Origin of the sequence: Kordiimonas sp. (assembly GCF_048260245.1) — a bacterium.
In the GTDB taxonomy this organism is placed as follows: domain Bacteria; phylum Pseudomonadota; class Alphaproteobacteria; order Sphingomonadales; family Kordiimonadaceae; genus Kordiimonas.
This window is the reverse complement of record NZ_JBLXGZ010000009.1, coordinates 50,089-65,293: the sequence shown is the minus strand read 5'-3', so window position 1 is coordinate 65,293 and position 15,205 is coordinate 50,089. Positions and strand designations below refer to the sequence as shown.

Genomic DNA, 15,205 nt, shown 5'->3' with positions numbered 1-15,205 from the left:
GCAAATGGACAGGGACAAACCAAAACCAAAAGTGGTGATAGCGGGCGGTGGTACTGCCGGGTGGGTGGCCGCTGCCGCGCTTAGCAGTCAACTGCCGAACCTCCTTGATATTGTGCTTGTTGAATCAGATCAGATTGGCACCGTCGGTGTTGGTGAGGCGACCATTCCGACCCACAGGAGCTTTCATGCGCTTATCGGTGCGAATGAAACCGAGTTTATGCGCGCAACCGGAGCGACCTTCAAGCTAGGTATTCAGTTCGAGAACTGGGGCGCGCTTGGAGACAAATATATCCACGCGTTTGGCCAGATCGGCAAAGCTCCCTGGATGGCAGATTTTCATCATTTGTGGATGCAGGCCAAAGCCGATGGATTTGGCGGGGATCTTGATGATTATTGTCTTGAGCTACGCGCGGCGGAGGCGGGAAAATTTGCCATCTCCAACAAGTTAAACCTCAATTATGCCTACCATCTGGACGCCAGCCGCTATGCAACCTTCTTGCGCGCGCACAGCGAAAAGCGCGGTGTGAAGCGGGTAGAGGGCAAGTTTGTCGACGTGCGCCTGTGCGCAGATACCGGGTTTATCAAAAGTCTGGTGATGGAATCAGGCGAAGAAATTCCGGGCGATTTTTTTGTTGATTGCAGTGGCTTCCGCGCAGCACTTATCGAGAAAGCGCTTGGGGTTGGTTATGACGACTGGTCACACTGGCTGCCGATGAACCGTGCGGTTGCAGTGCAAACTCGCGCTACCGGCGAGATCAAACCTTATACCCGGTCAGTCGCCCGACAGGCTGGCTGGCAGTGGCGCATTCCGCTTCAGCACCGGGTCGGTAACGGCCATGTTTATTGCAGCGACTATATCAGCGACGATGAAGCCCATGACACGCTGGTGAAAAACCTTGAAGGCGAGATGATTCGTGAGCCGCGCTTCCTGCGTTTTTTGACCGGTAGGCGAAAAAAACTTTGGCAAAAGAACTGTGTGGCGCTGGGGCTTTCCAGCGGTTTTCTGGAGCCGCTCGAATCGACGAGTATTCATCTGTTCCAGCTTGAGGCGACGCGCCTCATCCAGTATTTTCCGTTTAACGGCAGCAACCCGGCACTCGCAGACCATTTCAACCGTTTGGCATGCGAAGAGTTTGAAAGCATCCGCGATTTTATCATCCTCCACTATTATGTCACCCGGCGCGACGATACCGCCTTCTGGCGCGACCGCCAGACGATGGATATCCCCGATTCACTGAAACATCGGCTGGAACTCTATCGTCACAACGGTCTCGTCTACAAGGGGGAGGAAGATCTTTTCCGTATCGATTCGTGGGTGCAGGTGTTGCTGGGGCAAGGATTTGGAACTGAGGCATACCACCCAGCCGGGCGTCTGATGGCACCGGAAAAGCTGCGGTCTTCGCTCGCGAGTTACGCCGAGGGCGTGCGCCGCACGGTGGAGAAACTACCGCGGCATGAAGATTTTATCGCCGGGTATTGTGCAGCGCCTGAGCAGTAAAATACCCGGCGTCAGACAACAGTCCGCATGGAAGTGTGCCACTTTAAACCAAGCGGCGTCGATGGTGGCACTGTATCCGGTAATGCTGCCGATCTACCGAACACTTTTGGATATGCTGAACTGTGTGTAGACTGGCGAGTAAAATGAGGGAAGCCGGACATGAGCAATAGCCAGCAGGTTCGCGAAATCTTGGGTCTGACCCCCGACAGCATCCCCTATGAGGACTTGCTGTCGGCGGGTGAACCTGCCGTATTGAGGGGCGTGGCAAAAGGCTGGCCGCTTGTGCAAAAAGGCCTGCGGTCCGCCACCGAAGCTACCGGCTACCTCAAGGCGTTTGATGCCGGGCGCAAGGTCACAGGCTATATTGGCGCGCCTGAAATGAAAGGGCGGTATTTCTACAATGAAGAGCTGACGGGCCCAAACTATGAGGCCGTGACTGTCAGCTTTGGTGAATTCCTTGATGAAATTCTGGATGCAGGCGGTGGTGCAGGTGCCAAACACTGTTATATCGGCTCCACCGACGTGGACACCTTCCTGCCCGGCATGCGGGCTGAAAACGATCTGACGCTCAGTCACCCCATGTTTGGCCGCTCGCCCATGCTTGTCAGTGTCTGGATTGGTAACCGCACCACAGCGGCGGCGCACTATGATATGTCGAACAATATAGCGTGCAATCTGGTCGGTCGGCGGCGTTTCACCCTGTTTCCGCCCGAGCAGGTGCATAACCTCTACCCCGGTCCGCTTGAGCCAACGCCCGGCGGGCAGGTGGTCAGCATGGTGGACTTCAGCGCGCCCGACCTTGAGCGTTTCCCGCGCTTCTCGCGCGCGCTGGAGGCGGCACAGGTCGTGGAACTGGAAGCTGGTGACGCACTTTTCTTCCCGGCCCTTTGGTGGCATCAGGTTGAGGCGCTTGATGGCTTCAATGCCATGATGAACTATTGGTGGAATGATGTGCCGGCATTTATCGACAACCCCATGGACACGATGATGCATGCCCTCCTGAGCCTGCGTGACCGGCCGCCGCATGAAAAGGCGGCTTGGAAGCATATGTTTGATTATTACGTTTTTGGCAGAAGCGATCAAGCAGCCAGCCACCTGCCACAGCATGCGCGGGGTGCGCTGGGTCCGATGGATGATGTGACATCAAGGCGGCTGCGGATGCAGCTTCTCCGGCGGCTAAACCGGTAAAACCCGAGAGAGCCGGTCAGCGCGGCGCTGTGATTATGGCCGGTAAACAGCGTTAGCCACAGCGTTAGCCGGCGCATAAGGCGCGCAACCATGATCATGTATACACCTGTGGTGGGTCTCATCTTTTTGCCATTATGTTCAGGCATTTATGCTGAAACGAGGTATCAGGGAAACAGGATCAGAAGTTAATTATGGGAATTTCACTGCCGCAGACCGCTTTTCGTGCCTGCCTGTTCGGTATCGGGGCAATTGTGATCAATATTTCTGTCGCCAGCGCCGGCTATGCTCAGGGCAGCGCTTTTTCCCGACAGCTTGTGCTTGATGAAGCCAGGCTGTTGTCCGAGACAGCGTTTGTCAACCCGCCGAAGGTGCCGGAGGCTCTTTTACAGCTGGACTATTCCCAGTACAGGCGAATTAACTACCGAAAAAAGGCTGCGATCTGGGGAGGAACCCCAACACGTTTTTCTGTTGAGATGTTTGCGCCGGGGAACCTTTACGCGAGCGGTGTGGACATCTCGGTGGTTGAAAACGGCAAGGCCTTTCCAGCCCCCGTAAATGAGACTTCTTTTGATGCTCCCAGCAAGGAGATTTCCTCGCTTTTGGCCAAGGTGGGAAAGTTGGCCGGTTTTCGCCTGCACTACCCGCTGAACCGGGCGGACTATGAAGACGAGTTTATCGTATTTCAGGGGGCCAGTTATTTCAGAGCAGTTTCAAAAGGGCAGACGTACGGTCTGTCTGCCCGTGGTTTGGCGGTGGACGTGGCGGAGCCCACAGGTGAAGAGTTCCCGATTTTTCGCAAATTCTGGATTGAGCGACCATCTTCTCAAGCAGACGCCATTGTCGTGCACGCGCTGCTGGACAGTCCGCGGGTAACAGGGGCATATAGGTTTGGCATTTACCCCAATGATCCGACGCGCATGGAAGTTGAAGCAACCCTTTTCCCGCGGGCGGTGCTCAAGCATATTGGCCTTGGTGCACTGACCTCAATGTTTCATTTTGGGAGCATAGACAGGGCGGACATTCCCGATTACCGGGATGCGGTGTACGATTCTACCGGGTTAGCCATTCATACCGGCGCGGGAGAGCGCCTGTGGCGCCCGCTCAGTAACCCTGCGGACCTTCAGGTCAGCGCGTTTATGGATAAAAACCCGAAAGGGTTTGGTCTCGCGCTGCGAGACCGGACGCCAGAAACCTTCGAAGACCAGGAAGCGGGCTATCACACAAGACCTTCTGCGTGGATAACCCCGCTTGGTGAATGGGGCGAAGGTCATGTGCAGCTTGTCGAGATTCCGACACGCTCGGAGGCTAACGACAATATTGTTGCCTATTGGCGCCCCAAGTTACCGCTCGCGCCCGGAAAGCCTTACAAATTTGCATACCGGCTGACGTGGCCCAATGACAATCCCTTGCCCGCGAATTTTGCACGAGTACGCCGTAGTGCCTATGGATTGAAGCTTGGCACAGCATATCCTCAGATGGTGGTGGACTATCGAGGGCTGCCCCAATCCGTGTCCGCAAAAGACTTGACGCTTGACACCAGTGTTGGCAACGGGCGCGTGGTAGAGGTGGTAACGCACTCGGTTACGGATGATCACGTGCGTATATTTTTGACATTTGAACCTGAGGATGCGGGCCCGGTCGAAATACGCTTGCAACCCAAATTCCAAGGAGCGGCAGTTGGCGAAACCTGGCTTTACCGTTGGGCCAATTGAGGCAGGCAGCTTACCTGAAATGAGAGCACTGCCTGAGGAAAACCGGGTGGAGATGCCACGGCAAGGTGTCCATGCTCCGCGTGCGAAGGACCGTGGGCGTCTTCGGGGGGGGCGGTTTATCGGGACAATGCTTGCGCGCCTGGTTCTGCTTGGTGGTACGGGCGCGGTATCAGCTTACGGTGTGCATGAAATGTACGCAGTGATGAGTACCGGCAATATTACCCTCCTCCAGTGGCTCTTTCTGGTTCTGTTTGCGCTTAATTTTGTCTGGGTCAGTTTTGCTGCCTGTCAGGCAGGGCTGGGCTTTTTACTGATCCTTCAGCGTGACCTGTTCGGGCGGCGACAGGTCTATGAGAAATCTCTGACGATAAAAACCGCGGTACTGGCTCCCGTATATAATGAAGACCCGGTGCGTGTGGCAGCGGCAATCGACGCTATGGCGAAAGGCTTGGCAAGTGAAGCCCCCGGTCAGTTTTGCTTTTTTATCCTCAGCGACAGCAACAGGCCGCGCGCATGGCTTCGCGAGGAACATGTCTTTCACCAGTTGATCGCAAAAGCAGACCCGGCGTGCCCGGTATACTACAGGCACCGGGCACACAATACAGAACGCAAAGCAGGCAATATTGCCGATTGGGTTACGCGCTGGGGCGGAGCGTATGAAGCGATGCTCATTTTGGATGCAGACAGCATCATGAGCCCCTCCACAATGATTGAGATGGCCCGCCGAATGGAAGCGGACAAGGGGCTTGGTTTATTGCAGACGTTGCCATCAATCGTGCTTGGTGAAAGTCTTTATGCGCGGTTGCAGCAATTTGCCAACCGGGCTTATGGGTTGATATTTGGCAACGGTCTGTCGGCGTGGCACGGCAACGGCAGCAATTTCTGGGGCCATAACGCCATCATACGTACGCAAGCTTTTGCGAGCGCCGCACATTTGCCTGTTCTCAAGGGGAAGGCTCCATTCGGAGGGCATGTTATCAGCCACGACTTTATTGAGGCTGCGCTGTTGCGCCGTGCGGGATGGAGCGTGCGGTTCGACACTGACCTAACCGAGACATATGAAGAAGCCCCGCCTTCCCTCAGCGACGTCATTACCCGCGACCGGCGCTGGTGTCAGGGCAACCTGCAGCATATTAAGTTTCTGTTTGCGCGCGGGCTGGCGTTTACCACCCGTTTGCATATTCTTTCCGGTATTATGGCCTATATGAGCGCGCTATTCTGGTTCCTGCTTCTGGTTGTGGGCCTGACACTGGCCGTGCAGGCCAGTTTTACCCGGCCGGAGTATTTCGCTCGCCCATCACTGTTTCCCACATGGCCAGTGTTTGACAGTGAAAGGGCAGTGGAGCTTTTCATTTTGTCGATGGGGATCGTATTGGCTCCGAAGATACTTGCCTGGGTGACGGCAATGCTGAATCCCATGCGGTGCTTGCGGTATGGCGGACCAATCCTTGTAACCTTGAGCGTGCTTGGAGAGATTTTGCTCTCGGCCCTCTACGCACCCGTGATGATGCTGGCGCAAAGCCGCATTGTCTGGGAGATTATGACTGGCGGTGATAGCGGATGGCAGCCCCAGCGGCGCGGGGATGGCTCTATTGGCTTCGGTGCAGCGCTGAAGGCACACCGGTGGCATACATTCATTGGTGTCGCTGTTGCCGCGCTTACAGGCTTTCTGCATCAAGATCTGTTCTTATGGATGCTGCCGGTGACCGGCGGCTTGATGCTATCGGCCCCGCTATCATGGCTCAGCGGCCGGAGTGATGTGGGCCTGAGGCTCAGAAAACTTGGCATCTTGCGCACACCGGAAGAAAAACGCCAACCACCCGTCCTTGAGGCGGTCACGACCCGGATTAAACAGGACGAATTGCGCGCTGCCAAATCGCCGCTGGGCGCCTTGGCCGCAGACGGAAACTTTCGCGCGTGGCATCGGGCACAGTTGTTTGAGCGCGACTGTAACGGGGACTTCGACCCGGCGCTTATTCTCGCATCAGCCAAGCTTGAGCGCGCCAACACAGTCGATGAACTTGAAACCTGGTTAAGCGACAGTGAGGAAATGGCACTTCTCGGCAATCCAGCCTTGGTTGATGCGCTGCCCGCATGGGTCAAGACACATAAAAACTAATAAGGTCATGAAGGCCGGCTGGATCCCGCTCGCTGGCTCGCAGCAGGGGGCAGCCAATGTCATGTTCTTGTAGGATAGGCCCGATCGAACTGCCCACCGCCACCTGATCGCTTCTTTCTGGTGTTCAAAACCGAACAAAGGACTGTCCGAAAACGGACATGTTGGCGATGGCTAGGTGCCTGGATATCTATAAGCCACTGATTTAAGTGTAGTTTATTTTCTGGCACGGCGTTTGCTGATCATAGGGTAACAAAATAAACAAAAGCAGTACGAAACGACAGTTCCTGAGGCGAAGGCCTTAAAATAATGATGACCGGCCCGATAGAGGCACGGCAGCGAGGAGAAGACAAATGGTATTCATCAACGAAGTTATGCCAGCCAGCCCGAAGATCGTCGTATACGCCAGCTTTGGCGTGATGGAGGCCAAATACAGCCGCCGCCGGACACGACGCAACAAGCTGCGCCGTTAGTAAATACTGCGGTGCAGCCATAACAACAGATACAACAACAAGAGAACAGTGACCTAAAGAGCACTCAGCAGGATAGCACTCGGCAGTTTTGCTCACTGAAAAGGCGGTACCCTTAACGTGGTGACCGCCTTCTTTTTCTTTTTAGTTCAAGCGATAAGCGGATCATCGCCAGGGTCCCGTGGGCTATCAGATAATGCCCGTCCCGAACCTTCAGCAAATTTTTTGAGCACAAGATCTGGCCCCGCCAGGATCATGAGGCCCAAGCCATGCGTGCCCTGCCACTTTACCACACAGGCAAACTCACCCAACTCATCAATGGTGAGCAGAAGCTCTTGCCCCATATGCACATCCGCGTCGCAAGTGATCAGCGTGCCGGCCAGACTGACATCCCTGATCTGACAGGTGAACTCACGGTCATCTGTCGTGGTCAGTTTGCCATGCCATAAAACTGGTAGCCGGTCATCGCGGCGCTTATCCTGGTCGCTCACACTTTTTCCCTTCGTGTGCGGAGGGTTTGCTGATAGCAAGCTAACTGATTTTTTTCTTGAGTTAAAGCTGTGTAAAGTGGCAATGCCTGAGCGGGCATGGCATTACCATATGGTAACCGGAACAAAAGACAGGAGAGATGGTGTGAAATTTTTGAGCAATGGCATTCGCTCAATCCTGTTCAATATTGTCTTTTATCCCTTCACAATTCTGTATTGCGGTGGCGTTCTTATGCCGCTGTGTCTGGCCAAGACCGACGGGCCGGTGAGGCGGGGTATTCTGGTTTATTGTAACTCGTCGTTGTGGATCGCGCGTATCTGTCTTGGTCTGAAGCATGAGTATCGCGGGCTCGAGAAATTACCCAAACGTGGCTCGTTTATTCTGGCTGCCGCGCATCAAAGCAATATGGACCCTATTCTGACCTTCCCGCTGCGCAACGATGTGACGGCGCTGGCGAAAAAACAACTGTTTCAGGTACCCTTCATTGGCACGGCGCTGAAAAAGGCAGGCATCGTTCGAATCGACCGGGAAAGCCATACTGCCCACAAGGGCATGGAACAGGTGGCAGAGCATATCCAGGAAACGGGGCGTCCGCTTATCGTGTACCCCCAGGCCACACGGGTGCGCCCGGGCGACCAAAGACGTCTTAAAAGTGGTGCCTATTATCTACAGGCTGAAACAAACCTTCCAGTATATACAGTTTCCACGAATACGGGCTTGTTCTGGACCAAGGGTTTCTGGCACCGCTCAGGCACAGCTATCTATGAAATTGATGGACCGTTAGAGCAGGGGCTTGATAAGGCGGCATTTATGGCCGTGCTTGAAAAAGCCATTGTCAGGCGCTCCGACGAATTGACGCTTGAAGCGGGATACGGGCATTTGCTGGTTCATGATAAACAAGAGGGCGAGTAAGCAATTACCCTCAGCAATAGCTTTCCTCGCATGAAAGTGAAGAATTTCTCGCCTTCGCGGGGCTTGTAGATGGCCCCGACCCTCCTAAACTGTTATACAGCAAAAAGAGGGCCAAGCCATGAGCACCGAGCCAATGACCGATACCAGCCTTGAGCATATAGCCGCAAAACTGCAGGCCCATCATCAACGCTATGGTGACCTGTCTGGTATGTCGCTTGCCAAAATTGGCAGCCTGCTGAAAAAGACAGCTGCGGTTATGTTCCCGCATTATGCCGTTGCGGAAGACGATGAACTGAACCTTGGCGCGCGCCTTGAGCTGCTTGAGCGTGAATTTTACAATTTGGTCGAACGGTTATGCAAAGGCCGTGATGTTGGCTGCGAGCGCTTGTTGGTGCAAGGGTTCTTATCTGATTTGCCGTCTATCGCGGATGATTGTTACCTTGATGCGCAGGCTATTTTCGACAGTGATCCGGCGTCTTCTTCTGTTGAAGAAGTTATCCTGTGTTATCCCGGATTTTATGCCATTACGGCCTACCGAATTGCGCATGCGCTGCACAAGCGCGATGTGCCGCTTTTGCCTCGTATGATTACTGAATATGCACACCAGAAAACAGGCGTGGACATTCACCCAGGCGCTACGATCGGCAAATCATTTTTTATTGACCATGCGACAGGCGTTGTCGTCGGGGAAACTGCGGTTATTGGTAATAACGTCAAAATATATCAGGGTGTAACCCTTGGTGCCCTGCGAGTGGACCGCGATCAGAAGTTCAAAAAACGACACCCCACAATTGAAGACAATGTGGTTATCTATGCCGGGGCCACCATTCTGGGCGGTGAGACTATCGTCGGCAACAATTCGGTTATTGGTGGCAATGTCTGGATCACACGGTCTGTGCCTGCGTGGTCCAGGGTTATGTTCCGCCCGTGCGATACTGATGAAATAGTCTCAATCAAAGAGCGAAGAAAAGCGCAGGGTTAGGTTCGGGCTTTTGTTTCACAAATCATCTCAATAGGGGACACTAATGAAAGCTGAATCCATTCTGGATACCATCGGCAATACGCCGCATGTACGCTTGAAGAAACTTTTCCCGGACCATGAAGTCTGGATCAAGCAGGAACGCGTCAATCCCGGTGGTTCGATCAAGGATCGTATCGCACTTGCCATGGTTGAAGAGGCGGAAAAGGACGGTTCGCTCAAGCGGGGTGGCGTGATTATCGAGCCGACCTCAGGCAATACGGGTGTTGGCCTGGCCATGGTGGCGGCGGTGAAAGGCTACCGGCTTATTCTTGTGATGCCCGAATCCATGTCTGTTGAGCGGCGACGCCTGATGCTGGCTTACGGGGCGGAGTTTGAGTTGACTCCAAAGGAGCTGGGAATGAAGGGCGCGATCGCCAAGGCTTCTCAGCTACTGGAGGCTACGGATGATGCCTGGATGCCGCAGCAGTTTACCAACCCGGCCAACGTTAAGGCACACGTTGACAAAACGGCACAGGAGATCCTGCAAGATTTCCCGGATGGTCTGGACTATATGATTACAGGTGTCGGTACTGGCGGGCATATTACCGGCTGTGCCATGGTGTTGAAAAAGGCGTGGCCTGCGTTCAAGGTGGTTGCGGTAGAGCCGACCTTGTCGCCTGTGATGTCGGGTGGCGCGCCGGGACCGCATCCCATTCAGGGTATTGGTGCAGGCTTTGTGCCGGATGTTCTCGATATGGGTCTGATCGACGAGATATTAAAAGTCGACCCAGCGGATGCCAAGGAAATGGCGCGCCGCGCCGCGCGAGAGGAAGGTATGCTCATAGGGGTGTCTTCCGGCGCTACGCTGGCTGCGATAGCCGCCCGTGTGAAGGACCTGCCAAAAGGTAGTCGCATTGTCGGGTTCTGCTATGATACGGGGGAACGATACCTCTCTGTCCCGGACTTTTTACCCGAATAGGATTTTCAGTGTATGGCAAGGGCGATGCTTACTCTTCGTCCTCGTCAATCCCGGACTGCATGGATCCCGATTCAAATCTTACGATCAGCGCAATATGCGAGCCGCGGATTGCCAGTTCTTTATAAGAACCGCGGGGCAGAGGGATGCCCTGCTCAATACAATGGTTGAGAACAGCAGCGCCGACTTCGCGGCTGTTGAATGTTATCGGGTCTGAGCCATCGGACAAGATGAAACAAACGGTCACCTCACCATCATTGTCCAGTTCTGACCGGATGGAGGTTACTGGCAAGTTCAAAGCGGACCCCCGGCTTTCAAGGACGGGGCGCATTGCCAATAAAAGTTCTTCATCCGAGAAGATGATGCTGCGAGATTCCAGTATCATGATTCTGTCCAGCCAATCCTTTTTTCAACCCCTTAACATTTAGGCAGAAATCTGCCGGGAAGAAAAGTTTTTTTAAAATCAGGTGTTAAGCGGCGGCAGTGCCACCTGCCGCCCGTTCTCTCCAGCCGCGCAGCACGGCGTTGGTGACGGTGGCGAGCGGAATGGCGAAGAAAACACCCCAGAAGCCCCAGATGCCTCCGAATACAAGAATGGCGATGATGATTGCGTTGGGATGCAGTTTCACAGCTTCTGAAAACAGGAGCGGTACGAGTACGTTACCGTCCAGCGCCTGCAATACCAGATAGGCGATCACGGCAGCCGCCATCTCGTGGCCAAAACCCCAATGAAAATACGCGACAAGGGTCACGGGGAAAGTTACCGCAGCGGCCCCGAAGTACGGGATAATGACACTTAAGCCGGTGGCCACGGCAAGCAAGGTTGCATAGGGCAGCCCCAGCACCTGATAGGTGATATAAGCGGCGAGGCCAACGATCAGGATCTCGTAGACCTTCCCTCGGGCATAGTCACCCGCTCGGTCAAGAATCTCGCGCCAGACCTGCTCCAGCAGAGGTTTGTCATTGGGGAAGAAACGGCCAAACCAGCCCAAAATTTGTGCTTTATCTTTCAAAAAGAAAAAAACCATAACCGGTACAAGCACCACATAGACAATGAATGCTGCAGCGCCGGTGAGGCCGGAGAGCGAGTATTGCACAAGGCGGGGACCAAGGTTTGTAATCTCATTCCCCAGACCCGCGAGCCAACTTTCCACCTGCATCTTTGAAATAAGGTCAGGAAAGCGAGCCTGAAGGTTTAGCAAGGCGTCCTGCACGGCGCTGACCATGGCGGGGGCGTCGTTGATAAATTGTCCCACTTGCCGGAACAGTGGTGGCACCACCGCGAACAAAGCTATCAGCGAAAGTGTCAGGAACAGCAGATACACCGTAATCACCGCAAGCAACGCATGCATGCCTCGGCGTTTCAGCCAGCTGACAGGGCCGTCGAGCAGAAAAGTAATCACCACCGCAGCGATGGCAGGCGCCAACATGTGCCCAAAGAAGGAAATGCCGATCAGTGCAATCACAAGCACGAGGACAAGCAAGACCATCTGAGGGTCAGAGAAGGTTCTACGGAACCAGTCCGTTACCAGTTTCATTCTACGAGCACTCCCATTGGCGCGAGCGCCATCCGTTTATCTGTCGGTCCCGGCCCCGTATTTCAAGGCCTTGTATAGTATTATCCGTGTTGTCCGGAGGAGGTGCCGCCGTCTACAACCACATTGGCTCCGTTCATATAGGCTGCTTCTTCGCTGGCAAGATACAATACCGTTCGGGCGACATCGGCAGGGTCGGCGGGGCCACCCTTGGGAAGGCCACCGGCAAATTTACTCATATCACCGCCAATGTCGCTAAGGGCGCGTTCGAACATCGGGGTCAGCATTGGGCCGGGGGATACAGCGTTGATACGTATGCCGTGGTCGACATAGTCAAGGGCGGCACTTTTGGTCAGGCCGATAACGGCGTGTTTGCTGGTGCCATAAGCCGCCATCCATTCCGCGCCGGACTTTGACAGGATCGAGGCGGTGTTGATGATGGCTCCTCCGCCAGATTTCAGCATGACTGGAATTTCGTTCCGCATGGCGTGCCAGATCCCCATAACATTGGTACGCCATACATCCTCGACGACGGCCATGTCCTGCTCGGCAAAACGTGCGGCGGTATGACTTATCCCAGCGTTGTTGACAGCTATGTCAAGGGTTCCGGTTTCAGCCGTTGCGCTATCGATAAAGGCCTTTACATCTGTTTCAAGCCGGACATCCGCATGGTGATAATACGCCTTGCCAGCTACGGCTGTGACATCGGCTATGACCCGTTCACCCTCTGCATCAATCAGGCCGCAGAAATGCACAATCGCCCCTTCGCGCGCAAAAGCCTTGACGATAGCTTCGCCAAAACCTGATGTGCCGCCGGTAACAACTACGGTGCGCCCGTCAAATCGCATGGGTGAAATCCTCTTGGTTTCTGCGCGCATGGCTAGCGCTCTTTGCTGCTTTGAGCAAGGAAAACCTTATGATCTCACAGGTGGTGTCTAGTGGCTGTGGCCGTGGCTGTGTTTATGTGCTGCATATCGTGGCATCAGGGTAGTGAAAAATGCCCGGGCACCCATGTGGATGATCAGCCCGCTGACGATTATAAGCCATAGCGCAAAAAGCAACCAGCCACCGCCCGCGCCGGGTACGGTCAGGGGGCTCAATTCCACCAATACTGTTGCAGCCAGCCAGAACAGCAACGTCCATGGTGCGACTTTCTTGAGACTGGTCATGGTGCTGGCAGGCCCTCTTCCGTATACACGGGGTAGCGCTGCAGCCACCAACAACACCAACAGCATGATCGGCGCCAAAAGCCGACCTACCGCATTCAATAGTTCGACGGTGTGGTGCATACCATGGACAGGCATGTGACTTAAGGTGCCTGGTGTGTGGTAAAAATAATGGGCGGCGATAAGGCTAAGCACAAACAAAAGGCCAAGCGCAGTACCCAGGCGATGTGCAGGCAGGGTGTCCTTGCTCGGGGTCTGGCTATGATCTTCCAGTGGGTGCAACACCACATGCAGAAGCGACCCTGCAGCAAAAGCCTGCCAATAGCCAACCAGAGGCAGATTATACCATTCACCCGCAAAAAGCGCGATAAAGTAGCCAACGACGGTCATCGCCCCCAGGCCAGCAAGCACAAGTAGACCACCAGTTGTTGACAGTACAGGGCGCAGTAACCACCAAACGGCAATGGCAACGCCGACACGGTGCAAGAGAATACCGGTTGCAACAAAATTGCCTGCGGTACTTTCATGCGCCAGTGCAAGGATCGCCCCGTCAGATGCCGCGTGCACCACTAATGCAAGTGAGGCTGCGAGCAGGACGATACGGTGGGTCATTTCTTCTGCCCTGTGGAACAGGAATTCGGCAATCCAGGGAAGAGCGAAACCAATCACCGCAATTGCAAGCCCCCAAAGGCCACCATGTGCGATCGCTTCAGGCAGCAGGGTAAGGGTGATCAGGCCAAGTACGGTGATCAATACAAAGCCGTCGAGCGCTCCCTTGATGTGGGGCGCACGAGCGACAAGCCGCGCCAAAAGCGGTGCGGCCAGCAGTACAATAACCGATAATGCCAGTGCCCAGTCCAAAACCGTCCTCGTCTCATTTCAAGGTGCATAGTTATAATATCACAATTTGGAAAGCCAGCCTAAATCTTACAAGGGGAGAGAGATTCTTTTGTGTGCGACATGGTGGCCCATGGGAGCACCGAGTAACCCCATGGGCATGATGGCTATGGATTTATCGCAGCGGGGGTCTGGCCGAGCAGGATTTGTGCAAGGCCGTCGGCAATTATATAGGGCTCGATGGCGCGGTTGTGGCTTGCAATGAAAAATGCGGTGCCATCGTCTGTAAAACGCCAGAATTCGGCGCGGCTGAAATAGCTGCCGCCATTATGCCAGACCAGTTTTTTGCCTTTATAATTTGGTACCACCGACCAGCCGTAACCGTAGTGGTAAACGCCTTCCTTGTCTTCCGGCACATGAGGGGTAAATAACAGCTTTCTGGATGCTGCCGATAGTATCTTGTTGCCCAGCAGTGCCCGGTGCCAGCGCAACATGTCGCCTGCCGTACTCAGCACACCGCCATTGCCATACAGGTGCCAGCTATCTCCGCGCGTCCGGTCCAGCACCTCTTTTGCTGTGAACATGCCGTGTACGGGCGCTTTGAGGCGCGGCAGGGTGTGGTCACACCAATCCGGGCGGTAATAGCCGGTGTTGAACATGCCGGCAGGCTTCCAGAGGTTTTCAAAAAGGTAGATCTCATAATCCTGGCCGGATGCTATTTCGATCACGGCGGCGAGGATTGAGTAACCCACGTTGGAATATTCGTATTTTGTACCAGGAGTAAAATCCAGCGGGCCAGCAAACGCGCGGGCAATATAAGCTGCCCGGTCGATGGCTTCGTCGTCCCGGCCGATCACATCGGGAAAGCCTGCGGTATGGGTCAACAGTTGGTGCAAGGTAATCGCCGCCTTGTCGTCCGGTGCCTTGGGGAAAAAGACGCCCAGCCTGTCGCGCAGTTTCAGCTTTCCCTGTTCCTGCAGCCGCAAGATGGCCGCACCGGTGAACTGTTTGGTGATGGAGGCAATGTCGGCGATGGTTCTTTCATTGTAAGGTGTAGCTTCTGCCGCAGTACCAAACCCGCGCACGTAAAGCGTGCCGTCAGCATCGGAGAGGCCTACAACGCCGGCAAAACCCTTTGCAGTGGCGTCCTCCAGAAAACTGTCCAGTGCTTGCCGGTTCAGCCAGTTGTTTGTTGTAGTATCGTCTGCTGATGATGAAAATGTCACCACCAGTATGGTTAGGAAATAAGTCAGAAATCGCATCGTGTCCTCGTTTCGTCTTTGGTTATTGCCTGTTTGACAGATCGGCAAAACAGGCCGTATCTGTTTTAACGAGGCCAGATAAC

13 protein-coding genes are annotated in these 15,205 nt (G+C 54.6%); 7 read left to right on the top strand and 6 right to left on the bottom strand.

Annotation, left to right across the window (positions count from 1 at the left end):
- Positions 1-4: 4 nt before the first annotated feature.
- The 4 genes from ACN0VM_RS06925 (at position 5) to mdoH (ending at position 6,517) form a co-directional block, all read left to right on the top strand.
- Positions 5-1,498 (top strand): tryptophan halogenase family protein, encoded by a 1,494-nt coding sequence (locus ACN0VM_RS06925; RefSeq protein ID WP_417450135.1) that lies wholly within the window; start codon positions 5-7, stop codon positions 1,496-1,498.
- Between the two features lie 159 nt (positions 1,499-1,657).
- On the top strand, positions 1,658-2,686 hold the full coding sequence (locus ACN0VM_RS06920; protein WP_417450134.1) for a cupin-like domain-containing protein: 1,029 nt from the start codon (positions 1,658-1,660) through the stop codon (positions 2,684-2,686).
- A gap of 191 nt (positions 2,687-2,877) precedes the next feature.
- Entirely contained in the window at positions 2,878-4,398 is a 1,521-nt protein-coding gene (locus ACN0VM_RS06915) for a glucan biosynthesis protein G (RefSeq protein WP_417450133.1), read from the top strand.
- The gene (gene mdoH, locus ACN0VM_RS06910; RefSeq protein ID WP_417450132.1) at positions 4,364-6,517 is read left to right on the top strand and encodes a glucans biosynthesis glucosyltransferase MdoH; all 2,154 of its coding nucleotides are present in this window, start codon (positions 4,364-4,366) and stop codon (positions 6,515-6,517) included. Before ACN0VM_RS06915 ends, mdoH begins: the two co-directional genes overlap by 35 nt.
- Positions 6,518-7,133: 616 nt before the next feature.
- Here the strand turns inward: mdoH and ACN0VM_RS06905 are convergent.
- Complete coding sequence (locus ACN0VM_RS06905; RefSeq protein ID WP_417450131.1) at positions 7,134-7,475, bottom strand: PilZ domain-containing protein; 342 nt, start codon at positions 7,473-7,475, stop codon at positions 7,134-7,136.
- Between the two features lie 142 nt (positions 7,476-7,617).
- Here ACN0VM_RS06905 and ACN0VM_RS06900 point away from each other — a divergent pair, with 142 nt between their 5' ends.
- The 3 genes from ACN0VM_RS06900 to cysK all read left to right on the top strand — a co-directional run bounded on the left by ACN0VM_RS06900 (position 7,618) and on the right by cysK (position 10,325).
- On the top strand, positions 7,618-8,385 hold the full coding sequence (locus ACN0VM_RS06900; RefSeq protein WP_417450130.1) for a lysophospholipid acyltransferase family protein: 768 nt from the start codon (positions 7,618-7,620) through the stop codon (positions 8,383-8,385).
- Positions 8,386-8,503: 118 nt separating this feature from the next.
- Positions 8,504-9,367 carry a serine O-acetyltransferase EpsC gene (gene epsC, locus ACN0VM_RS06895; RefSeq protein WP_417450129.1) on the top strand — a complete coding sequence of 288 codons (864 nt, stop codon included), beginning with the start codon at positions 8,504-8,506 and terminating at the stop codon, positions 9,365-9,367.
- Between the two features lie 43 nt (positions 9,368-9,410).
- Positions 9,411-10,325, top strand: coding sequence for a cysteine synthase A (gene cysK / locus ACN0VM_RS06890; protein WP_417450128.1), 915 nt, complete (start codon positions 9,411-9,413; stop codon positions 10,323-10,325).
- 28 nt (positions 10,326-10,353) lie between these two features.
- Here the strand turns inward: cysK and ACN0VM_RS06885 are convergent, their stop codons facing one another.
- The 5 genes from ACN0VM_RS06885 to ACN0VM_RS06865 form a co-directional block, all read right to left on the bottom strand.
- Entirely contained in the window at positions 10,354-10,707 is a 354-nt protein-coding gene (locus tag ACN0VM_RS06885; RefSeq protein WP_417450127.1) for a hypothetical protein, read from the bottom strand.
- Between the two features lie 85 nt (positions 10,708-10,792).
- Complete coding sequence (locus tag ACN0VM_RS06880) at positions 10,793-11,860, bottom strand: AI-2E family transporter (RefSeq protein WP_417450126.1); 1,068 nt, start codon at positions 11,858-11,860, stop codon at positions 10,793-10,795.
- 80 nt (positions 11,861-11,940) lie between these two features.
- Positions 11,941-12,705, bottom strand: coding sequence for an SDR family NAD(P)-dependent oxidoreductase (locus ACN0VM_RS06875; RefSeq protein ID WP_417450125.1), 765 nt, complete (start codon positions 12,703-12,705; stop codon positions 11,941-11,943).
- A gap of 87 nt (positions 12,706-12,792) precedes the next feature.
- Positions 12,793-13,884, bottom strand: coding sequence for a hypothetical protein (locus tag ACN0VM_RS06870; protein WP_417450124.1), 1,092 nt, complete (start codon positions 13,882-13,884; stop codon positions 12,793-12,795).
- A gap of 143 nt (positions 13,885-14,027) precedes the next feature.
- On the bottom strand, positions 14,028-15,122 hold the full coding sequence (locus ACN0VM_RS06865) for a serine hydrolase domain-containing protein (RefSeq protein WP_417450123.1): 1,095 nt from the start codon (positions 15,120-15,122) through the stop codon (positions 14,028-14,030).
- Positions 15,123-15,205 lie beyond the last annotated feature (83 nt).